General features: G+C 68.3%; 25 protein-coding genes. 19 read left to right on the top strand and 6 right to left on the bottom strand.

Annotated features, from left to right (window positions below):
- Positions 1 to 116: 116 nt before the first annotated feature.
- Positions 117 to 1,517 (bottom strand): C4-dicarboxylate transporter DctA, encoded by a 1,401-nt coding sequence (locus tag AC3WVS_RS19985; RefSeq protein WP_492320038.1) that lies wholly within the window; start codon positions 1,515 to 1,517, stop codon positions 117 to 119.
- Between the two features lie 425 nt (positions 1,518 to 1,942).
- Between AC3WVS_RS19985 and AC3WVS_RS19980 the strand changes: the two genes are divergently transcribed.
- Together AC3WVS_RS19980 and AC3WVS_RS19975 are read left to right on the top strand one after the other, a co-directional pair.
- Positions 1,943 to 3,199 (top strand): allantoate amidohydrolase, encoded by a 1,257-nt coding sequence (locus AC3WVS_RS19980; RefSeq protein ID WP_492320037.1) that lies wholly within the window; start codon positions 1,943 to 1,945, stop codon positions 3,197 to 3,199.
- A gap of 57 nt (positions 3,200 to 3,256) precedes the next feature.
- Positions 3,257 to 4,525, top strand: coding sequence for a M20/M25/M40 family metallo-hydrolase (locus AC3WVS_RS19975; protein ID WP_010812137.1), 1,269 nt, complete (start codon positions 3,257 to 3,259; stop codon positions 4,523 to 4,525).
- A 107-nt stretch (positions 4,526 to 4,632) separates the two neighbouring features.
- Here AC3WVS_RS19975 and AC3WVS_RS19970 read toward each other — a convergent pair whose 3' ends face one another.
- On the bottom strand, positions 4,633 to 5,214 hold the full coding sequence (locus AC3WVS_RS19970; protein ID WP_492320036.1) for a GNAT family N-acetyltransferase: 582 nt from the start codon (positions 5,212 to 5,214) through the stop codon (positions 4,633 to 4,635).
- Positions 5,215 to 5,388: 174 nt separating this feature from the next.
- Here AC3WVS_RS19970 and arsC point away from each other — a divergent pair, with 174 nt between their 5' ends.
- The gene (arsC, locus tag AC3WVS_RS19965; protein ID WP_035816098.1) at positions 5,389 to 5,748 is read left to right on the top strand and encodes an arsenate reductase (glutaredoxin); all 360 of its coding nucleotides are present in this window, start codon (positions 5,389 to 5,391) and stop codon (positions 5,746 to 5,748) included.
- Positions 5,749 to 5,836: 88 nt separating this feature from the next.
- On the opposite strand, the gene AC3WVS_RS19960 is transcribed toward arsC, so the two are convergent.
- The 3 genes from AC3WVS_RS19960 to AC3WVS_RS19950 form a co-directional block, all read right to left on the bottom strand.
- Positions 5,837 to 6,064 carry a hypothetical protein gene (locus tag AC3WVS_RS19960; protein ID WP_010812133.1) on the bottom strand — a complete coding sequence of 76 codons (228 nt, stop codon included), beginning with the start codon at positions 6,062 to 6,064 and terminating at the stop codon, positions 5,837 to 5,839.
- A 207-nt stretch (positions 6,065 to 6,271) separates the two neighbouring features.
- Positions 6,272 to 6,928 carry an exonuclease gene (locus tag AC3WVS_RS19955; RefSeq protein WP_492320035.1) on the bottom strand — a complete coding sequence of 219 codons (657 nt, stop codon included), beginning with the start codon at positions 6,926 to 6,928 and terminating at the stop codon, positions 6,272 to 6,274.
- Positions 6,929 to 6,932: 4 nt separating this feature from the next.
- Positions 6,933 to 7,583 (bottom strand): MBL fold metallo-hydrolase, encoded by a 651-nt coding sequence (locus tag AC3WVS_RS19950; RefSeq protein WP_492320034.1) that lies wholly within the window; start codon positions 7,581 to 7,583, stop codon positions 6,933 to 6,935.
- 282 nt (positions 7,584 to 7,865) lie between these two features.
- Between AC3WVS_RS19950 and AC3WVS_RS19945 the strand changes: the two genes are divergently transcribed.
- Complete coding sequence (locus tag AC3WVS_RS19945) at positions 7,866 to 8,636, top strand: septal ring lytic transglycosylase RlpA family protein (RefSeq protein ID WP_492320033.1); 771 nt, start codon at positions 7,866 to 7,868, stop codon at positions 8,634 to 8,636.
- Positions 8,637 to 8,723: 87 nt separating this feature from the next.
- Here AC3WVS_RS19945 and rsmI read toward each other — a convergent pair whose 3' ends face one another.
- The gene (gene rsmI, locus AC3WVS_RS19940) at positions 8,724 to 9,632 is read right to left on the bottom strand and encodes a 16S rRNA (cytidine(1402)-2'-O)-methyltransferase (protein WP_492320032.1); all 909 of its coding nucleotides are present in this window, start codon (positions 9,630 to 9,632) and stop codon (positions 8,724 to 8,726) included.
- Positions 9,633 to 9,650: 18 nt separating this feature from the next.
- Between rsmI and AC3WVS_RS19935 the strand changes: the two genes are divergently transcribed.
- The 15 genes from AC3WVS_RS19935 to soxX all read left to right on the top strand — a co-directional run bounded on the left by AC3WVS_RS19935 (position 9,651) and on the right by soxX (position 20,871).
- Positions 9,651 to 10,046: a YraN family protein gene (locus AC3WVS_RS19935; RefSeq protein WP_492320031.1), complete on the top strand. Its 396-nt coding sequence runs from the start codon at positions 9,651 to 9,653 to the stop codon at positions 10,044 to 10,046.
- 63 nt (positions 10,047 to 10,109) lie between these two features.
- Positions 10,110 to 10,697 carry a phosphoheptose isomerase gene (locus tag AC3WVS_RS19930; RefSeq protein ID WP_492320030.1) on the top strand — a complete coding sequence of 196 codons (588 nt, stop codon included), beginning with the start codon at positions 10,110 to 10,112 and terminating at the stop codon, positions 10,695 to 10,697.
- Positions 10,698 to 10,743: 46 nt separating this feature from the next.
- The gene (locus tag AC3WVS_RS19925) at positions 10,744 to 11,604 is read left to right on the top strand and encodes a BON domain-containing protein (protein WP_492320029.1); all 861 of its coding nucleotides are present in this window, start codon (positions 10,744 to 10,746) and stop codon (positions 11,602 to 11,604) included.
- A 170-nt stretch (positions 11,605 to 11,774) separates the two neighbouring features.
- Positions 11,775 to 12,125, top strand: a complete 351-nt coding sequence (locus AC3WVS_RS19920; RefSeq protein WP_010812125.1) for a c-type cytochrome — start codon at positions 11,775 to 11,777, stop codon at positions 12,123 to 12,125.
- Between the two features lie 15 nt (positions 12,126 to 12,140).
- Positions 12,141 to 13,406: an FCSD flavin-binding domain-containing protein gene (locus AC3WVS_RS19915; protein WP_492320028.1), complete on the top strand. Its 1,266-nt coding sequence runs from the start codon at positions 12,141 to 12,143 to the stop codon at positions 13,404 to 13,406.
- Between the two features lie 89 nt (positions 13,407 to 13,495).
- Positions 13,496 to 14,386: an O-acetylserine/cysteine exporter gene (locus AC3WVS_RS19910; protein ID WP_010812123.1), complete on the top strand. Its 891-nt coding sequence runs from the start codon at positions 13,496 to 13,498 to the stop codon at positions 14,384 to 14,386.
- A 47-nt stretch (positions 14,387 to 14,433) separates the two neighbouring features.
- Positions 14,434 to 14,853 carry an ArsR/SmtB family transcription factor gene (locus AC3WVS_RS19905; protein ID WP_011616199.1) on the top strand — a complete coding sequence of 140 codons (420 nt, stop codon included), beginning with the start codon at positions 14,434 to 14,436 and terminating at the stop codon, positions 14,851 to 14,853.
- Between the two features lie 108 nt (positions 14,854 to 14,961).
- A complete protein-coding gene (gene soxC / locus AC3WVS_RS19900; RefSeq protein ID WP_492320027.1) occupies positions 14,962 to 16,311 on the top strand; it encodes a sulfite dehydrogenase in 1,350 nt (449 codons plus the stop codon).
- A complete protein-coding gene (locus tag AC3WVS_RS19895; protein ID WP_492320026.1) occupies positions 16,295 to 17,329 on the top strand; it encodes a c-type cytochrome in 1,035 nt (344 codons plus the stop codon). The genes soxC and AC3WVS_RS19895 overlap by 17 nt, the downstream gene beginning before the upstream one ends.
- A 117-nt stretch (positions 17,330 to 17,446) precedes the next feature.
- Positions 17,447 to 17,773: a c-type cytochrome gene (locus AC3WVS_RS19890; protein ID WP_492320025.1), complete on the top strand. Its 327-nt coding sequence runs from the start codon at positions 17,447 to 17,449 to the stop codon at positions 17,771 to 17,773.
- Between the two features lie 160 nt (positions 17,774 to 17,933).
- On the top strand, positions 17,934 to 18,389 hold the full coding sequence (soxY, locus tag AC3WVS_RS19885) for a thiosulfate oxidation carrier protein SoxY (RefSeq protein WP_010812118.1): 456 nt from the start codon (positions 17,934 to 17,936) through the stop codon (positions 18,387 to 18,389).
- Positions 18,390 to 18,435: 46 nt separating this feature from the next.
- On the top strand, positions 18,436 to 18,747 hold the full coding sequence (soxZ, locus tag AC3WVS_RS19880) for a thiosulfate oxidation carrier complex protein SoxZ (protein ID WP_492320024.1): 312 nt from the start codon (positions 18,436 to 18,438) through the stop codon (positions 18,745 to 18,747).
- Between the two features lie 86 nt (positions 18,748 to 18,833).
- Positions 18,834 to 19,286 carry a DsrE family protein gene (locus tag AC3WVS_RS19875; protein ID WP_010812116.1) on the top strand — a complete coding sequence of 151 codons (453 nt, stop codon included), beginning with the start codon at positions 18,834 to 18,836 and terminating at the stop codon, positions 19,284 to 19,286.
- Positions 19,287 to 19,361: 75 nt separating this feature from the next.
- Positions 19,362 to 20,189 carry a sulfur oxidation c-type cytochrome SoxA gene (gene soxA / locus AC3WVS_RS19870; protein ID WP_492320023.1) on the top strand — a complete coding sequence of 276 codons (828 nt, stop codon included), beginning with the start codon at positions 19,362 to 19,364 and terminating at the stop codon, positions 20,187 to 20,189.
- Positions 20,190 to 20,208: 19 nt separating this feature from the next.
- Entirely contained in the window at positions 20,209 to 20,871 is a 663-nt protein-coding gene (gene soxX / locus AC3WVS_RS19865; RefSeq protein WP_492320022.1) for a sulfur oxidation c-type cytochrome SoxX, read from the top strand.
- Positions 20,872 to 20,876 lie beyond the last annotated feature (5 nt).

Here is a 20,876-nt window from a genome sequence, read left to right as displayed (position 1 = left end):
AGCGCACTTGCGCAGGGGCTGCGCGGTTGGGGAGATGCGTGATTCTAGTCTACTGCGGCAGATGAATCGTCCCCGAGGCGCAGTCCAGCGGGGGCGAGCTCATCTGATGCAGTGGACTACCGCCCTGGCACGGCGACCGGAGATCCGGCGTCCACGCCGTCCTCCGCCATCGCGGCCAGACCCGCATCCAGGTCGGTCGCTTCAATGGTGCCGTTGAGCACGCCATGGGCCCGTTCGCGGTCGATATCCTTCTCCCAGGCGGCCACCACCACGGTCGCCACGCAGTTGCCGATCAGGTTGCCCAGTGCACGCGCGATGCCGATGAACCAGTCCACCGACAGCACCAGCACCAGCCCGATGGCGGGAATCGCCGGGTGTGCCGACAGCGTCGCCGCCAGGATCACGATGGCCGAGCCGGGGATGCCGTGCGCGCCCTTGGAGGTGACCAGCGCCACCGCCAGGATGCCGAGCAGGTCGCCCATCGCCAGCGGCGTGTTGGTCGCCTGCGCGATAAAGACCGCGGCCAGCGTCAGGTAGATCGAGAACGCATCGAGGTTGAACGAGTAGCCGGTCGGGATCACCAGGCCCACCACCGACTTCTTGATCCCCATGAACTCCAGCTTCTTCATCACCTGCGGCAGCACGCTGTCGGACGAGGCCGTGCCCAGCACCACCAGCAGCTCGGCGCGCAGGTAGCGGATCAGCTTGATCACCGAGAAGCCGCACGCGCGCATGATCGTGCCCAGCACCAACAGCACGAAGATGATCACCGCGCCGTAGAACAGGAATACCAGGAAGCCCAGCTGCTTGAGCGAGCCGATGCCGTACTTGCCCACGGTGAAGGCCACCGCGCCCAGCACGCCCAGCGGCGCCAGCTTGATGATGAAGCCCATCATCTTGAACAGCGTGTGCGAGAAGGTGTCGATCAGCCTGACCAGCGGCCGGCCCGGCTCGCCCACCAGCGACAGCGCGCAGCCGAACAGGATCGACACCAGCAGCACCTGCAGCACGTCGCCGTTGGCAAAGGCGCCGAACACGGTATTGGGGATCAGCTTGAGCAGGAAGTCGACCGTGCCCTGGTCCTTCACCTTGGTCGCGTTGTCGATAAATCCGGCGATGGCCGACGCATCGAGCGAACGCGGGTCGACATTCATGCCGACGCCGGGCTGGAACACATAGGCCAGCAGGATGCCAAGCGCCAGCGCGATGGTGGTGACGATCTCGAAGTACACCACCGCCTTGATGCCGACGCGGCCGACCTTCTTCAGCTCGCCGGCGCCGCAGATGCCGGCCACCACCACGCAGAACACGATCGGGCCGATCAGCATCTTGATCAGCTTGATAAAGGCATCGCCAAGCGGCTTGAGCTTGGCGGCGAATTCAGGGAATGCCAAGCCGAGTGTGGTGCCAATCACCAGGGCAATCAACACCTGACCAAACAGCGAACGGGTGAAGCGGATATGCAAACGGGGCTGGGGGGCGCCGGGGCGGGGCTGCGAGGGAACTGCATGCTGCATGGTTGTCTCCGTACCGGGCCGGTCCGGCGCCTGTCCATTGGCTGGCGCTGGCTGGCCCATCTGATCCAGGAATCACCGGCGGCCCCGTACTGCTCTACTGGCGGGTGGCTGCCGGCCTTACGTTCCGTGCTGGCTTCCGGGTCGGGAGCGCGCCACTTCGCGGATAGCCCCCCTGTTGAGGCGGAATCCACGCAATCGCCTGTCCGGACCGGATTGTCCGCGGCAAATTGTCTGAACGTGGAAGCGAATATAGTGCATATCATTTTTGTATGCAATTTTTGAATTCACTGTGCTAACATGAATCGCACAGAATAGAGCTTCGGCCCGGGCGCCACGCCCGCGCCGGCAGGCCTTGCGGCAGACGCCGGCGGGCCTTGCCGGACCACCCGCCGCGGCGTTCACGCACTTCCAGCAGGAGACAACGCATGGCAGCAAATCCGTCGCCGTCCGCCGCAGAGACTGGCACGCGCATCATGGCCTGGGCCGACGCCCTGGCCGTCCACACCGAGCAGCCCGGCATGCTCACCCGTACCTACCTGACCGAGGCCCACCACGGCGCCGCCGCGCAGCTGACCGAATGGATGCAGCAGGCCGGCATGACGGTGCGGCGCGACGCCGCCGGCAACGTGATCGGCCGCTATGAGGGCACCACGCCCGACGCGCCCGCGCTGCTGACCGGTTCGCACTTCGACACCGTGCGCGACGGCGGCCGCTATGACGGCAACCTCGGCGTGATCCTGCCGACCGCGTGCGTGGCCGAATGGAACCGCCAGGGCAAGCGCTTCCCGTTTGCGATCGAGGTGGTCGGCTTTGCCGAGGAAGAGGGCGTGCGCTTCAAGGCCACGCTGCTGGGCAGCCGCGCCATCGCCGGGACCTTCGACAACAACGTGCTCGACAACGTCGACGACTCCGGCAAGACCATGCGTGAAGTGATGCGCGAGGCCGGTTTCGACGCCGCTGCCTTGCCCGCCGCCAAGCATGACCCCAGCAAGGTCGCGGCCTTCATCGAAGTCCATATCGAACAAGGTCCGGTGCTGCTCAATGAAAACCTGCCGGTGGGCGTGGTGACCGCCATCTCCGGCGCCACCCGCTTTATCGTCGAGCTCGAAGGCCTGGCCGGCCACGCCGGCACGGTGCCGATGGACATGCGCCGCGACGCCGCCATGGCCGGGGCCGAGATCGGCCTGTATATCGAGAAGCGCTGCGGCGGCAAGCCGGGCCTGGTCGGCACGGTCGGCCAGTTCAACGTGCCCAACGGCGCCGCCAACGTGGTGCCGGGCCGCGCCGTGTTCTCCATCGACATCCGCGCCGGCGCTGACGCCGAGCGCGAGGCCGCCGTCAACGACGTGCTGGCCGAGATCGAGCGCGTGTGCGCGCGCCGCAACGTGCGCACGCAGGTGCGCAAGACCCATGAGGCGAAGAGCGTTCCCTGCGCCCCGTGGCTGCAAGAGCAATGGGCCGCCGCGATTGCCCGCCAGGGCGTGCCGGTGCGCCACCTGCCGTCGGGCGCCGGCCACGACGCCATGGCCATTGCCGCCATCGCCGACGTCGCCATGCTGTTCGTGCGCTGCGGCAACGGCGGCATCAGCCACCATCCCACCGAAACCATGACCGCCGAGGACGCCGCCCTGTCCGCGCGCGTGTTCAGCGATTTCGTCGAGCACTTCCGCCTGCCGCAGTAAGCCAGCGCAGATTCCCCGGAACCCACCCGAACCCCTCCGTAGTTGAGAGAACAAGTCATGACCGCACGAGACAATATGAACCCCACTGAAACCACGCTGACGCAGTTCATCGACCAGCACCGTCCGGAACAGGAAGCCTTCCTGGCCGAACTGGTCAAGGTGCCCTCGGACAACCCCGCAGGCGACTGCGACGCCCATGGCAAGCGCGCCAAGGAACTGCTGGAGGGCCTGGGCTTCACGGTGGAGGCGCACAAGGTGCCGGACGAGCTGGTGAAGGCAGCCGGCATGATCAGCGCCACCAACCTGATCGTGCGCAAGCAGTTCGGCACGGGCGGCCCGACCATCGCCATGAACGCCCACGGCGACGTGGTGCCCCCGGGCCTGGGCTGGACCAAGGACCCGTACGGCGGTGAAGTGGCCGACAGCGAGCACGGCCCGGTCATGTACGGCCGCGGCGTGGCGGTGTCCAAGTCTGACTTCGCCACCTACACCTACGCCGTGCTGGCGCTGATGGAAGCCGAGAAGCAGGGCGCCAGGATCAACGGCGCGGTCGAGCTGCAGTTCACCTATGACGAGGAAACCGGCGGCGACATCGGTCCCAAGTTCCTGCTCGACAACAACCTGAGCAAGGCCGACTACGCCATCTCGGCCGGCTTCTCGTACGGCATCACCTCGTCGCACAACGGCTGCCTGCACGTCGAAGTGACGGTCAAGGGCAAGCAGGGCCATGCCGCCATGCCGCATACGGGGGTGGACGCGATCGAAGCCGCCACCCACATCCTGCAAGCCATCTACGGCCTGCGCGCCGAGCTGGCCACGCGCAAGTCGAAGGTGCCGGGCATCGACACCGCCACGCTGAACGTCGGCCTGATCAAGGGCGGCATCAACACCAACGTGGTGCCTGACCTGGTGACCTTCCGCGTCGACCGCCGCATGATCCCCGAGGAAATCGGCTTCGACGCCGAAGGCGAAATCCGCGCCGTGGTGGAAAAGGCCGCCAAGGACCGTCCGGGCATCGAGGTGAAGGTCGAGCGCATCATCCTGGCCGAGCCGCTATCGGAACTGCCGGGCGTGGAAAAGCTGATCGGCGCGCTGAAGAGCCGTGCCGAATCCGTGTTCGGCGTGGAGATCCCGGTGCAAGGCGTGCCGCTCTACACCGACGCGCGCCACTACACCAAGCGCGGCATCCCGACCGTGCTGTACGGCGCCGGCCCGCGCACGCTGATGGAAGCCCGCGGCCATAACTCGGACGAGAACCTGCGCCTGAACGACCTGAACCGCGCGACCAAGGTGGTGGCGCTGGCGCTGTCGGACCTGATGAAGTAAGGCTTGGGCGCCGGCAGGCGCCGGGCTTTGCTGCGCAAGACGCCACGGAGGAATCCGTGGCGTTTTTGTTCTTTGGGGCTTGGCTGAAGCCGTGCAGGTCGATCCGCCTACGCCGGCAGCGTCGTCGCCCCCACCCCCAGCATCCGCTGCATCAGCACCGTATCGATCCATTGCCCGTGCTTGAACCCCACCGCCTCCAGCCGGCCGACGGTGCGGAAGCCCAGGCGCTCATGCACGGCCAGCGAACCGGCGCCTTCGCCGCCGGCGGTGCAGGCGATCACGGCGACCATCTGGCGCCAGGGACCGGTCTCGCAGCGGGCGACCAGTTCGGCCAGCAGGGCCTGGCCCAGGCCCTCGCCGACGCGGCGGTGGTCGATATAGATTGAATCCTCGATGGCAAAGCGGTAGGCGCTGCGCGCGCGGTAGGACGATGCATAGGCATAGCCCAGCACCTCGCCGTCGCGCACGGCGACCAGGTAGGGCAAGCCCTTGCGGTGGACTTCGGCAAAACGCAGCTGCATCTCGTCCAGGCTTGGCGGCGTTTCCTCGAACGAGGCGCGGCCGTGCAGCACATGGTGCGCGTAGATGGCGTGGATGGCAGGAACGTCGGCGGGTATGGCGTCGCGCAGGGTGAAGGGTTTGCGTGTACCGGCGGACGGCGTCGTGGCGGAAACGGTAGTGGAAGTCATCGGGAATGGTGCCCTATGCAAGGACTTGGGGCAACGCAGGATGCGTGCCGGGCACATGCACCAGCGTGATGCTGCGCGAGGGCCGGTGTCTTGTATATAGTGCGGATTGATTTGCACCGCATTAGTGCCAACGCCCCGGGGCGGGGCACGGCAACGACAAGAAAGGACCATGCCATGATCACCATCTACCACAACCCCCGCTGCTCCAAGTCGCGCGAAACGCTCGCCCTGGTCCAGGCCGCCAGCGAGCGGCTGGGCGAACCGGTGGAAATCGTGGAATACCTCAAAGAGCCGCCGTCGCTGGCCACGCTGCGCCAGTTGCACACCATGCTGGGCGTTCCGGTGCGCGAGATGCTGCGCGACAACGAAGCGCCGTACGCCGAGCTGGGCCTGGCCGATCCCGGCCTGACCGAGGCCGAGCTGCTGGCCGCCGTGGCCGACAACCCGATCCTGCTGCAGCGTCCGGTGGTGGTGCGCAACCGCCGCGCCGCGATCGGCCGGCCGCCCGAGAACGTGGCGCCGCTGCTGGCCTGAGCCAGGCCATGCACGGCACCAAATAAAACCGGCCCCCACGTGGTGGGGGCCGGCCGGTGCTTGAGGCAAACAGCTTCAGGCGGGTCGTCTAATGAACACCCAGCCAGTGCATGGCCTCCTGACCGAAAGCGATGGCCGCCAGCACGACCAGTAGCACCACCAGCGTCACCGTGCTGACGTATAGCGTGGCCTTGGCGACTTCGGCGTCCTCATCGGAGGTGTGGCGATGGGTGATGGGCGTGGCACCCCGCGTGGCATGCGGCCAATGGATCCGGCCGGCCAGGTCTCTCAAGTGCAGGTCGGTATGAAAACGCATGATCGACACCTCCTCGGCAGGCGCCGCGCGATCCGGGCAACATGGCTCAAACGGCATATGGCGTGGCTGCGCAAGTGCGCCGGATAGTCTGTGGCTCGTTTCGCCCGGTACGCCATATCCGCTTCTACTATAGGCGCGCTGGCGTGAGATGCGAACGCAAAGCCTGCAAGGGGCGTGCCGCCGTGGCTGCCGCGGCGCAGCAACCGTTCAGGGCTGCCCGGACGAAGGTGAGGGCTCGCTAGCGTCCGCTGCGGCATCGGACGCCAGGCTGGTCAGTGCGGTCTCGCGCTCACGCAGCGCAGCGAGCATGTTGCAGAACAGCGCACCCTGTTCGAGCGCATCGTCCAGCGCCACATGGGTGTGCGGCAGCGGATCCATCCAGGCGGCCGGGAAGGCCGCCTTGACGGTCTTGCGGTAGGGGCGCCCGGTCAGCGCAAAGCCCAGCGTCTTGATGTCGAGGGCGGCCCAGCCAAAGGGCGAGCGCCCGGCGAACCGCATCATGTACCAGAACATCCAGGTGAAATCGAAGCCGGCCGGAAAGGCCACGAAGACCGGCTTGCCGGGCAGGCTCTCGACCCATTCGACATAGCGGACCATGGCGTCCTCGGGGCGCTGCAGGTCGCGCCGGCAGGCGCTCCAGGCTTCGGGCTGGGTTTGCCACCACTGCATCTGCACCGGGTGGCCGGCGGCGCTGGGCAGGGTCTCGAGGTTGGCGGAGAACGTGCCCACCACGGTCTTGTCCGCCAGCATTGCCACGGACGCGAACGACAGCATCGAATGCGGGCCCGGGATCGGGCCGTCGGCTTCCACGTCGGTGCTGACGTAGATCTCCGGGCGGGTGTCGGGCGCCTGTCGCTTGGCCACGGCCTCAGCCCACGTCGGTCAGGTGATCGGCCACGAACGGATTATTGCGGCGTTCCTCGCCGAAAGTGGAGACCGGCCCGTGCCCGGGGATGAAGGTCACGTCCTCGCCCAGCGGCCACAGCCGCGTGCGGATCGAGCGGATCAGGTCGGCGTGGTTGCCGCGCGGAAAGTCGGTGCGGCCGATCGAGCCGGCGAACAGCACGTCGCCCACCACCGCCAGCCGGTTGGCGCGCGAGAAGAACACCACGTGGCCGGGTGTGTGGCCGGGGCAGTGGTAGACCTCCAGCGTCTCGTTGCCGAACTGCACGGTGTCGCCGTTCTCCAGCCAGCGGTCTGGCTCGAAGCTCTCGGCGTGGCCGAAGCCGAAGCGGCGCGTCTGCTCGGGCAGCTGCTCGATCCAGAAGCGCTCGTCCTGCTGCGGGCCTTCGATGGGGATGTCCAGCTCGCGCGCGAGCGCCGCGGCGCCGGCGCAATGATCGACATGGCCATGCGTCAGGAAGATCTTTTCCAGCGTGACGCCTTGCTCCCTGACCGCCGCGCGGATGCGGTCCAGGTCGCCGCCGGGATCGCAGACCGCGGCGCGGCCGGTGCTTTCATCGATCAGCAGCGAACAGTTTTGCTGGAAGGGCGTGACGGGAATGAGCAGGGCTTTCATGGACGATTTCTTGTGCGCCGGGCGCCTTCTGGCGGGGTGCCACGGACTGGCCCGCACGGACGGCGGGCGGGTGCCCAGCATTGTAGCGCCGGGCGGCGATTCACCGCCCGCGATGCAGGTCGGGTGCTTTATGCGTTACCTGCGCGAAAACCCCGTCTCGGGCGGGAATCCCTTGCCACAAGCGGGATTCCGAGCAGATAGGTCACGATGGTGCGAAATCGCACAGATTTCGTAACAAAATGAAAGAGATAGTCGTAAAGACTCAATGTTAGACTGCCGCCCATGTTACGGATCTCCGCTCTCGCCAAGCGCTGGCAACGGCTCGCCAAGCTCGGCGCATGCACCGCATGCGCCGTGGTGCTGGCCGCCTGTGCCACGCCCCCTGAAGGCGACAACGCAAGCAACGACAACGCTGGCGCCGTGCCCACGCGCGCGGCAAAGAACGGTAAGGCCGGCAAGACCGATCGCACCGACGCAGACAACAAGTCCGCGCGTGCCTCGGACGGCGGCAGCTGGAACCTGTTCGGCTATGACGCTGACGAAGGCCGCAGCGGCAGCTCGCTGGACGGCCTGCGCGCCGATATCGGCACGTTCGAGCAGCGCGGTGTTTCGTCGTGGTACGGCAAGGGCTTCCACGGCCGCAAGACCGCCAACGGCGAACGCTTCGACATGCGCGCCATGACGGCCGCCCATCCGTCGCTGCCACTCGACAGCTGGGTGCTGGTGCGCAACCTGCGCAATAACAAGGTGGCAGTGCTGCGCATCAATGACCGCGGGCCGTACCATGGCAACCGCATACTGGACGTGTCCTACGGCGCCGCGCGCCGCCTCGGCTTTGTCGAACGCGGCGCCACCAACGTCGAAATCCGCCGCCTGACGCGCACCGAAGTGGCCGCGCTGGGTCCGCAGATCGATGCCGGCGGCACCGAGGCCGGCGACGGCAGCGGCGACGACGACGTATCCGTGCCGGAACTGGCCAACTCGCTGGCGCCCGCCAAGGCGCGCAAGTCGACCAAGGCCGGCGGCAAGACCGTCAAGCGCACACGGCGCTGACCAGGGCAGCGCCGCCGCATGCCGCCGCGCGCTGACACTTCTGCTTTACCTTCCTCCTCCCAATCCCGGGATCACGCGCGCACCGCGTCAGTCCTCTGCCTGCCCCGCGCGCTGCGCCAGCGCCAGCTGGTAGAGCGCATCGGTGCCGGCGCCGGTGATCGCGGCCGCCAGCTTGGCGGCGCGCTTGGCCGGCAGTTCCGCCAGCAGCAGCGCCAGCACGCGCTGGGCTTCGGCATCCGGCAAGCCATCCGCGGCAGTTGCGGCGCCAGCGCCTTCCACCACCAGCACGAATTCCCCCTTGGCCCGGTTCGGGTCGGCGGCCAGCCAGGCCGGCGCCTGCGCCACCGGCAGCACCGCGATGTCCTCGAACAGCTTGGTCAGTTCACGCCCGACCAGCAGCCGGCGCTCGGCTGGCAGGCCCGTGGCCAGCGCTGCCAGCGTGTCGGCAATGCGGTGCGGCGCCTCGTAGCAGACCCAGGCGTGGTCCAGCGCCGCCAGCCGGGCGATGGCCTCGGTGCGCGCCTTGGGCTTGCTGGGCAGGAAGCCGACAAAGGTGAAGCGGCCTTCGCCGGCATCGAGCATGTCGCCCGCCACCGACAGCGCGGCCACCGCGGCACTGGGGCCGGGCAGCGGCACCACCGGATGGCCGGCGGCGCGCACCGCCTCGACCAGGCGCGCACCCGGGTCGGAGATGCCCGGCGTGCCGGCGTCCGAGACGTAGGCGATGCGCTCGCCGGCCGCCAGGCGCGCCGCGATGCGGCCCGCGGCCTCGCGCTCGTTGTGCTCGTGCACGGCCACCAGCGGCCGCTGCAGGCCCACGCGCGACAGCAGCTGGCCGGTATTGCGGGTGTCTTCACAGGCCACGGCGTCGGCCAGGCCGAGCACATGCAGCGCGCGCAGCGACAGGTCGGCGACGTTGCCGATGGGCGTGGCCACGACATAGAGGGTGCCGGCCGGGTAGGACTGGCTGGCCGCCAGGGAGATCCAGTCACTCATGCTTGAGAACTTCCGTTGATGCCATCATTCAAATCCACCACGCAGTTGCAATCCACACAGCTACGCGGTGCGCAGGCGGAGGACCGGGCCCTGGCACACCTGCGGCGCCAGGGCCTGGAGCCCGTGGTCCGCAATTATCGCTGCAAAGGCGGCGAGATCGACCTGGTCATGCGCGCGCCGGACGGCACGCTGGTGTTCGTGGAGGTGCGCCAGCGCAGCGGGCGGGGCTTCGGCGGCGCGGCCGCCAGCGTCACGCCGGCCAAGCAGCGGCGCGTGCTGCTGGCGGCAGCGCACTACCTGGCCACGCTGGCGCAGGTGCCGCCGTGCCGCTTCGACGTGGTGGCCCTGGAACCCGGCCGGCTGGACTGGCTGCAGCATGCCTTTGACCAGGATGCCGCCGGGGCTGGTTCATAATGCGCGGCAGACCCTAAGGTACGATCCGCGGATCGCAATGGCAACAACAAGGCCCCCAGAGCCATGAGTATCGACAGTATCCAGCAACAGTTTCTAGACAGCGCCGAGACCAAGCGACAGGCCGCGGCGGTGATGGCCCCCTATATCAACGCCGCCGTGGAACGCATGGTCGGCGCGCTGACCAGCGGCAACAAGATCCTGGCCTGCGGCAACGGCGGCTCCGCAGCCGATGCGCAGCACTTTGCCGCCGAACTGGTCGGGCGTTTCGAGCGCGAGCGCCCCGGCCTGGCCGCGATCGCGCTGACCACCGACAGCTCGATCCTGACCGCGATCGGCAACGACTATGACTTCAGCAAGGTGTTTTCCAAGCAGGTCGAGGCGCTGGGCCAGCCCGGCGACATCCTGCTGGCGCTTTCCACCTCGGGCAATTCGGCCAACGTGATCGCCGCCATCGAAGCCGCGCGCCAGCGCGAGATGGCCGTGGTCGCGCTGACCGGCAAGGGCGGCGGCACCATCGCCGGCCTGCTCGATGAATTCGATATCCACCTGTGCGTGCCGAGCGAGCGCACCGCGCGCATCCAGGAAGTGCACCTGCTGACCCTGCATTGCCTGTGCGACGGCATCGACGAGGCACTGCTCGGGGAAGCCTGATGCTGCCTTCCTCCCATTCCCAACATCCAGCCACAGCAAGGACCGCATGACGAACCTGCCCACTACGCAAGCCCCCCGGAACGGCGCCGGCGCGCGCCATCCTTCCCGCACCGCCGGTCTTGGCCGCGCCAGCCTGGCCGCGGCGGCCGTGCTGGTCTGCGCCACCCAGCTCGCCGGCTGCTTCCCCGTGATCGCCGGCGCCATGGGGACCGGCGTGGCCATGGCCACCGACCGCCGCCCGGCCGCCACCCAGACCGTGGACCGCGGCCTGCAGCTCGAGGCCGAAAACACCATCAACTCGCGCTACCGCGGCCAGGCCCGCGTCAACGTGACCGTGTTCAACCGCAAAGTGCTGCTGACCGGCGAAGCCAGCAACGACACCGTCAAGCAGCAGGTCGAGCAGTATGTGCGTGGCCTGCAGAATGCGCGCGTGGTGATCAATGAGCTGGAGGTCGTCAGCTCGCCGGGCTTCATGACCCAGAGCCAGGACGCCTACCTGACCAGCAAGGTCAAGACCCTGCTGATGACCGCCGACGGCGTGCCGTCCAACTCGATCAAGGTCACCACCGAGAAGAGCGTGGTCTACCTGCTGGGCGTGGTCACCGCCGCCGAGGGCGACCGCGCCACCGACGTGGCGCGCAATGCCTCGGGCGTGACCAAGGTGGTCAAGGCCTTCGACTACGTCAACGACACCGAGCGCGCGCGCCTGGACTCGGCTTCCACCTCGCAGAACCCGTCGTTCGACGGCAGTGTCGGTACGCCGGCGCCGGTGCAGTCGGTGCCGGGCGTGGGCGGACCGATCGATGCGCCGGCCGGGGCCGCCACGGGCACCACCGCGACCACCAGCCCGGTCGCCGCACCGGTGACTTCGCCGGTGACGCTGCCGCCGGGCCGCAACCTGCCCTGAGCACGCGCCCGGTCCAGCTTCCGGGGCCGGTCCCGACGGCGTCCGCTCATGCGGACGCCGTTTGTCCTTCTGCGGTTTTCACCGCACACGGTCCCTGCCCGATGTGCTACGGTAGCCACGCCGGCCGCCCCCAAGCGGAACCCAGCGCCGGTCCCACACGGAGCGAGACCATGACAATCTTCCCCCGGCCCGCTGTGTTGCTGCGGCTGGCGCTGCTGGCCGCGGCGCTGTGCGGCGCCCAGCCGGCGCTGTCGGCAGACAGCGCCGCCCCTGCCACCGATGCCGCGCTGCGGGCGCGCAGCCAGGCCGCCGCCTGCACCAGCTGCCACGGCCCCGCCGGGCGCGCGCCGGCGGGCAGCACGATCCCGCCGCTGGCCGGCCGCCCGCAGGCGGAACTGGCCGCGCAGATGCAGGCCTTCAAGGCCGGCACGCGGCCGGCCACGGTGATGCACCAGATTGCCAAGGGCTACAGCGACGACCAGATCGCGGCCATCACGGCGTGGTTCGCCGCGGTGCGCTGACAGCAGGGGACTACCATGCAAAGACGAAGCTTCCTGGGCGCTGCGGGCGCCGCAGTACTGGGTTCGGTCGGGGTCCGGGCGGCACGCGCCGCGGCGCCGGCCAGGGTGGTGGTGGTGGGTGGCGGCTACGGCGGCGCCACCGCCGCGCGCTACCTGCGCGAGTGGAGCGGGCAAGCGATCGAGGTCACGCTGGTCGAACCCAATCCGGCCTTTATCTCCTGCCCGCTGTCGAACCTGGTGCTCGGCGGCAGCCGGCAGCTGGCGGACCTGACCTTGCCGTACGACGCGCTGGTGCGCCGCCACGGCGTGCGCCTGGTGCGCGATACCGCCGTGGCCATCGACCCGGCCAAACGGACCGTGCGCCTCGCAGGCGGTGCCACGCTGCCCTACGACCGCCTGCTGCTGTCGCCCGGCGTCGAAATGATGAGCGATGCGCTGCCCGGGCTGAAGCAGCCCGGCGGCGACCAGGTCCTGCACGCCTGGAAGGCGGGCCCGCAGACCGTGGCGCTGCGCCGCCAGCTGGAGGCCATGCCGGACGGCGGCACCTATGCCATCAGCGTCCCGCTGGCGCCGTACCGCTGCCCGCCGGGACCCTACGAGCGCGCCTGCCAGGTGGCGTACTACTTCAGGCAGCACAAGCCGCGCAGCAAGGTGCTGATCCTGGACGCCAACCCCGACATCACCTCCAAGGCCGGGCTGTTCCGCAAGGTGTGGGCGTCGCAGTACCCGGGCATGGTGGAATACCGGCCGCAGTTCAACGCGGTGGATGTGGACCCCGCCACGCGCACGCTCAAGTTCGATGTGCAGGACGACGAGCGTGCCGACGTGCTCAACGTGCTGCCACCCCAGCGCGCCGGTGCGATCGCGGTGTCGGCGGGGCTGGCCACGGCCAATGGCAAGTGGTGCGAGGTGGACTTCGTCACCTTCGAGTCGCGCGCCACGGCCAATATCCACGTGATCGGCGATGCCATCCAGATCGCGCCGCTGATGCCCAAGTCGGGCCATATGGCCAACCAGCATGGCAAGGTCGCGGCCGCGGCCATGGTCGCACTGCTGTCGGGCCGGACACCCGATCCGCAGCCGCTCTACAACAACACCTGCTACAGCTTCACCTCCGACCGCGAGGCGGTGCACGTGGCCAGCGTGCATCGCTATGACGCGGCGCAGAAGACCATGGTCACGGTGCCGGGATCGGGCGGGCTGTCGGAGGCGCCGAACCAGCTCGAAGGCGACTACGCACTGGCATGGGCCAAGGGCATCTGGGCGGAGATGCTGGGGTAGGTGCAGGGCGGGCCATGCCCCGAAGGCCGGGGGCTGCTACCCTACGGGTTTTGTCCGGCACTGCGCCGGGCCGCGCCCCCAGCCTCCTCATGCAAGCCAGAGACCGTCTACTCGCCCTCGCCATCGTCTGCGTCTGGGGCGTCAACTTCGTCGTCATCAAGGTTGGCCTGGCGGACATGCCGCCGATGCTGCTGGGTGCGCTGCGCTTCCTGCTGGTGGCGTTCCCGGCGATCTTCTTCGTGCCGCGCCCGCGCGTGCCGTGGCGGCTGCTGCTGGCCTACGGCGTCACCATCAGCCTGGGCCAGTTCGCTTTCCTGTTCTACGCCATGGCGGTCGGCATGCCGGCCGGCCTGGCCTCGCTGGTGCTGCAGTCGCAGGCCTTCTTCACGCTGGCCATTGCTGCGCTGTGGCTGGGCGAGCCGGTGCGCTGGCACAACATCGCGGGCATGGCGGTGGCGGCGGGCGGGCTGGCCCTGATCGGGGCCGGTGCCGGCAGCGCCGGCGGCATGAGCGTGGCGGGCTTCGTGCTGACGCTGTGCGCGGCGTTCTGCTGGGCCAGCGGCAATATCGTCAGCAAGAAGATCGGCCCGGTCGACCTGCTGGGGCTGGTGATCTGGGGCGCGCTGATCCCGATCGTGCCGTTCGCGCTGCTGTCGCTGTGGGTCGAGGGCCCGGCGCGCATCGTGCAGAGCGTCACCCATGTGTCGGGCATGGCCGTGTTCGCCGTGGCTTACCTGGCCTTTGCGGCGACGGTGTTCGGCTACACCATGTGGGGCCGGCTGCTGACGCGCTACCCGGCCAGCCAGGTGGCGCCGCTGACGCTGCTGGTGCCGGTGGTGGGGCTGGTGTCGGCGCATGTGCTGCTGGGCGAGGACCTTTCCGGCGCGCAGTGGGCGGGCGCGGCAGTGGTGATGGCCGGGCTGCTGCTCAATGTGTTCGGCCAGCGCCTGTGGGCGGGCAGGGCGCTGGCGCGCCGCTGATTCTCCCGCCGCGCTTATGCTGTGCTGCATCAGTGGGTAAACACTATATGCGCATTCACGCATATACGAATATATTGGATGCCATGGAAGAGCTGGATCGCGTATTCGAAAAGGTATCGGGCTACTTCAGCCTGTTGGCGGAGCCGACGCGGCTGAAGATCCTGCACGCCTTGTGCGATGGCGAGAAGCCGGTCAGCACGGTGGTCGAGACGGTGGGTTCGTCGCAGACCAATGTGTCGCGGCATCTCAACGCGATGTACCGCTCGGGCGTGCTGTCGCGCCGCAAGGAGGCGAACCTGGTGTTCTACGCCATTGCGGACGAAAGCGTGATCGAGCTGTGCCGCACGGTCTGCGTGCAGGTGGCGAGCCGGCTGGAGGACAGCGCCTTGCCCTCCGGCGTGGTCGACCGCTTCATGGCACAGCCGGCACCCGAAGCCCCGGCGCGCAGGCGGCGCACCGCAGGCTAGCTCAGCTCTTCCGGTAAACGGATCGCTGCCGCACCCGCTGCAGCGGCCCGATAACAGGCACGCCGACCGGTCCATGGGACCGTGGCGAGCGCGCCGGAGGAGACCGATTTGCAGGAACGGAACCGGCCCGGGCGCATCGTGCCCGCGCCCGAGCACTTCGTCAGCGCATCGCTGCAGCAGGACATCGGCCGGCACGGCCTGGACGCGCCGCGGCGCGACTTCCTGCGCAAGAGCTTCCTGGGCGCGGCCGCGGGGATTGCCGCCGCCACGGCAGGCCGTCAGGCACTGGCAGCCGACGGCGATCCCGCCATCCTGCAGCCGCAGCCCTGGGCCACCTCGCTCGGCCAGCCGGTGGCGGCACGCCCGTACGGGCAGCCCTCCGTGCATGAGAAAAACCTGGTGCGGCGCGAATCGCCGGGCCTGACGCGCGTCTCCGCTGCTTCGGTGGCCTTCGCGCCGCTGCAGGGCTTCTTCGGCATCATCACCCCCAACGGCCTGCATTTCGAGCGCCACCACCAGGGCTGGCACGATCTCGACCCGGCCCGCCACCGCCTGATGCTCAACGGCCTGGTGCGCACGCCGCGCGTCTACACCATGGACGACCTGATGCGCCTGCCGGCGGTGTCGCGCATGCATTTCATCGAATGCGGCGCCAACACCGGCATGGAATGGGGCAACGTGGCCGTGCCCACGGTGCAGTACACCCATGGCATGCTGTCGTGCTGCGAGTTCACCGGCGTGCCGCTGCGGGTGCTGCTGGACGATGCCGGCGCCGACCTGCGCCGCGGCCGCTACCTGCTGGCCGAAGGCGGCGATGGCTCGTCGATGACGCGCACCATCCCGATGGAGCTGGCCGACGAGATCATCGTCGCCTGGGGCATGAACGGCGAGATGCTGCGCCCCGAGAACGGCTATCCGCTGCGGCTGGTGGTGCCAGGCGTGCAGGGGGTGTCGTGGGTCAAGTGGCTGCGCCGGTTGGAACTGGGCGACCAGCCCTGGAATGCCAAGGACGAGACCATTCACTACGTGGACATGATGCCGGACGGCAAGCTGCGCCAGTACACCTCGATCCAGGAGTGCAAGTCGGTCATCACCACGCCTTCGGGCGGACAGCAACTGGTGGGCAAGGGCTTCTACAACATCAGCGGGCTGGCGTGGTCGGGGCGCGGGCGCATCAGGCGTGTCGATGTCTCGACCGACGGCGGGCGCAACTGGCGCAGCGCGCGGCTGGAGGCGCCGGTGCTGTCCAAGTGCCTGACGCGCTTCAACCTGGACTGGGTCTGGGACGGCGGCCCCGCCATCCTGCAAAGCCGCGCCATCGACGACACCGGCTATGTGCAGCCGAAGCTGGGGCAGCTGCGCGCGGTGCGCGGCACGCGCTCGATCTACCACAACAACGCCATCCAGAGCTGGCAGGTGGCGGCAGGCGGCGAGGTGTCCAATGTCCATGTGGGCTGAACTCAGGACCGCCGCCCTGGTGCTGGCAGCCGTCAGCGCCGCCCCGGCGTGGGCGGGCACGGCCGACGCGCGTGCGGCGCTTGGCCGCACCGCCACGCCCGCCGAAGTCGCCGCGTGGGACATCGACGTGCGCCCGGACTTCCAGGGCCTGCCCAGGGGCAGCGGCACGGTGGCGCAGGGGCAGAAGGTCTGGGACGGCAAGTGCGCGTCGTGCCACGGCGATTTCGGCGAATCCAACGAGGTGTTCACGCCGCTGGTCGGCGGCACCACCGCCGAAGACATCAGGCGCGGCCGCGTGGCCGGCATGACCGGCAACCAGCCGTACCGCACCACGCTGATGAAGGTCAGCACCGTCAGCACGCTGTGGGACTACATCCACCGCGCCATGCCGTGGAACGCCCCCAAGAGCCTGAGCGTGGGCGACGTCTACGCGGTCACCGCCTATATGCTGCACCTGGGCGAGATCGTCCCGGCCGACTTCACGCTGTCCGACGCCAATATCGCCGAGGTCCAGCGGCGCATGCCCAACCGCGACGGCATGACCACCGGCCACGGCCTGTGGCCGGGGCGCGGCCGCCCGGACACGCGCAATACGGCCTGCATGAAGGATTGCGCCGGCACGGTGGCGATTACCTCGTCGATACCGGACTATGCCCGCGATGCCCATGGCGAACTGGCGCAGCAGCAGCGGAGCTTCGGCCCGGTGCGCGGCGTGGCCGCGGGCAATATCGTATCGAAAAGTGCTGCATCAGCTCCTTCGGAGCCGGCCGCGCCGGGCGCGCGGCTCACCAGCCAGTACCAGTGCATGGCCTGCCATGCGATGGACCGCAAGCTGGTTGGGCCGTCCTTTGCCGACATCGCCGGCAAGTACAAGGGCCAGGACGCGCATGGCGCGCTGGCGCGCAAGGTCAAGGCGGGCGGGCAGGGCGCATGGGGCAGCGTGCCGATGCCGGCGCAGCCGCAGATCCCGGATTCGGACGTGCAGGCCATGGTGGGCTGGATTCTTGAGGCAAAATAGCGGACTGGCCACCGCAGTGCCCCCGGGCGGCGGCCAGTGTGTGCCGCGAAGCCATTGCAGTACGGCCCAGCGGCCTTTGCCGTCCCCACGGCTTTATAGAGCTTGGAGAGCTTAACAATGAAGCAGTTTGTCATCGCAGCGCTGATGCTCGGCGCCGTCGCATCGGCCCACGCGGTCGATGCCGCCAAGGCACAGGAGATCGCCAACAAGAACGCCTGCATGGGTTGCCACCAGGTCGACAAGAAGCTGGTCGGTCCTTCCTACAAGGAAGTGGCCGCCAAGTACAAGGGCGACAAGAACGCCCTGGCGACGCTGACCAAGAAGGTCAAGAGCGGTGGCTCGGGCGTCTGGGGCCCGGTGCCGATGCCCGCCAACGCGTCGCTCAGCGACGCCGACCTGAAGACCGTGGTCGAGTGGGTGCTGGCTGGCGCCCCCGCCAAGTAAGCCTTACCGACCAGGCGGGCAGTCCGCCGATGCACCAGGCCGGGCGGTGAATGCCGCGCGGCCAGGACAGACCAGCGGCCGGCCATGTACCGGCCGCATGAAGAAGAATCCCCGAAGCGGTCATTTACCGACTGGAACGGAGTAGCCGGAGAGCAGAAACATGAATTCCAAACGACGAGAAGTGCTGCGGGTTACCGCTGTCCTGTCGCTGATGGCCGCCACCGGCCTGATCAGCGAGGCGCAGGCGGCCGAGTGGAACAAGAACGCCTTTGACGGCAAGAGCGTTGCCGACGTGATCAAGGCGCTCGGCGGCAGCGGCACCGAGAAAAGCACCGCCATCACCTTCACCGCCCCCGATATCGCCGAGAACGGCGCCGTGGTGCCGGTGGCCGTGACCAGCACCATCCCGGATACCGAGCAGATCGCGATCCTGGTGGAAAAGAACCCCAACACGCTGGCCGCCGACTTCATCATCCCGGCCGGCACCGAGCCGTTCGTCTCCACGCGCGTGAAGATGGGCCAGACCTCGGTCGTGCATGCCGCGGTCAAGGCCGGCGGCAAGTGGTACGTGGCATCGAAGGAAATCAAGGTCACGCTGGGCGGCTGCGGCGGCTGACGCCGCGCCCCGGATCGAGATTCCCAAACTGCAACAGGAGAAACACATGGCAGACCCGATGCGCGTACGCGCCACCGAAAACGGCGGCGTGGTTGACGTCAAGATTCTGATGAAGCACGACATGGAAACCGGCCAGCGCAAGGATGCGTCCGGCAAGGTCGTGCCGGCCTGGCATATCCAGACCGTGACCGCCCAGTGCAAGGGCAAGGAAGTGTTCCGCGCCCAGTTCGGCCCGGCGGTGTCGAAGGACCCGTTCCTGAACTTCAAGTTCAAGGGCGGCGCCAAGGGCGACAAGGTCGCAGTGACCTGGATCGACAACAAGAGCGACAAGCGCACCGACGAAGCGACCATCGCCTGACAGCCGTTCCCGCGGCCGGCAGGCCACGCCGTCCTCTGCTAAGGTTCGGGACGGATGCCGGGACTGGCCCGGCGGGAAGGAACAACATGCGGCGAGCATTTATTCGAGCATCGGCGGCGCTGGCCGCCATCGGCCTGTCGGCAAAAGCCGCGGCCCAGGCCGCGCCGGCTGCGGGCAAGGGCGGGCGCATCAAGGTGGTGTACCAGCTGTCGGAAGGCATCGACCAGGCGGTGCGCGCGATGGGCAACCTGCGCAACCACCTGAACGGCGCGCCGGGAACGAAGATCGTGGTAGTGGCGTTCGGCTACGGCATCGATTTCCTGGTCGAAGGCGCCAAGGATGCGCGCGGCAACACCTTTGACGGCCCGGTGGGCGCGCTGGCCTCGGCCGGGGTGGAGTTCCGCGTGTGCCGCAACACGCTGACCGCACGCAAGATTGCGGAATCGAGCCTGTTGATGGAAGCCAAGGTGGTACCGGCCGGCGTGGTCGAGATTGCGCGCCTGCAGGCCGAAGAAGGCTACGCCTATATCAAGCCCTGAGCCGGGCGGCGTAGCTTCCGGCAACAAGAGAGAGAGAACGGCCCGCCACGGTGCGAGGCCGCGAGGAGAAGCCCCATGAACACCATCCGAAGCCTGGCCCGGCGCGCCGCGCTGGCCGCGGCGGCCACCGCTGCGGTGGCCTCTGCTGCCGCCGTGCATGCGCAGGGCAGCACCGCCGACGAAATCGCCAAGTACCGCCAGATGCTGGCCGAAGGCAATCCCGCCGAGTTGTGGGAAGCCGCCGGCGAAGAACTGTGGAAGAAGCCGGCCGGCCCGAAGAACGCCTCGCTGGAACAATGCGACCTGGGCAAGGGCCCGGGCGTGACCAAGGGCGCCTACGCCGAGCTGCCGCGCTACTTCAAGGACGCCAGCAAGGTGATGGACCTGGAGCAGCGGCTCGCCTACTGCCGCATGACGCTGCAGGGGCTGACCAGGGAGGAGGCAACGAAGAACCCGTTCTCGTCGTCGGGCAAGCCGTCCGAGATCGAGCGCCTGGTGGCCTACCTGACCGGCGAGTCGCGCGGCGTGAAGATGAACGTGCAGCTCGGCCATCCCGAAGAAAAGCGCACCTATGCGCTGGGCGAGAAGATGTTCTTCTACCGCGGCGGCGCCTATGACTTTGCCTGCGCCACCTGCCATGCGGTGGACGGCCAGCGCATCCGGCTGCAGGACCTGCCCAACCTGCTGACCGACAAGGGCGCGCAGGCGGCCTACACCACCTGGCCCGCCTACCGCGTCTCGCAGGGCGAGGTCCGCACCATGCAGCACCGCCTGTACGACTGCCTGCGCCAGCAGCGCTTTCCCGAACCCGCCTATGGCTCGGACGTGATCACCGCGCTGACCATGTTCCTGGCGAAGAACGCCAACGGCGGGACCTACGACGGCCCGGCGATGAAGCGCTGACCAGTACGGGAGAGACAACATGCAACGACAACACCAGGCACTGGCCATCGCGGCCCTAGCCACCCTGCTGGCAAGCGGCGCTCACGCGCAGGACAGCACCAGGGCCCGCGCGCCCAAGGGCAAGCCCGCCGCCGTCAGCGGTGCCGACATGAAGCACCTGATCGAGGACTCGTTCTCGTCACGCGGGCCGGTCACGGTCGAGGGCGTGCTCAACCAGGACGGCATGCAGCAGGCCTGCAGCCAGTACCCGGACCGCACCAAGGTGCCGGCAAAGCTTGCCAAGAAGATCGAAGCCGCCGAGCTCAAGCAGGTGAAATACCCCGCCGAAGACAAATGGCTGGGCGACTGGAAGGAAGGCGAAAAGGTCGCCCAGAACGGCCGCGGCATGCAGTTCACCGACCAGGTCGGCGGCACCAACGGCGGCAATTGCTACGCCTGCCACCAGATGACCAAGGCCGAGATCTCGTTCGGCAATATCGGCCCGTCGCTGTACCAGTACGGCAAGCTGCGCGGCAACTCGCAGGAAGTCATCAAGTACACCTGGGGCAAGATCTGGGACTCCAGCGCCTACGCCGCCTGCTCCAACATGCCGCGCTTCGGCCACAAGGGCATCCTGACCGAGGCCCAGATCCGCGACGTGATGGCGCTGCTGCTCGACCCGGCCTCGCCGGTCAACCAGTAAGGCCG

This window comes from Cupriavidus sp. CPT47-8839-RL05A (assembly GCF_058792255.1).
Note: the sequence above shows the minus strand (reverse complement) of the source record. Positions and strands in the feature narration are given on the sequence as shown.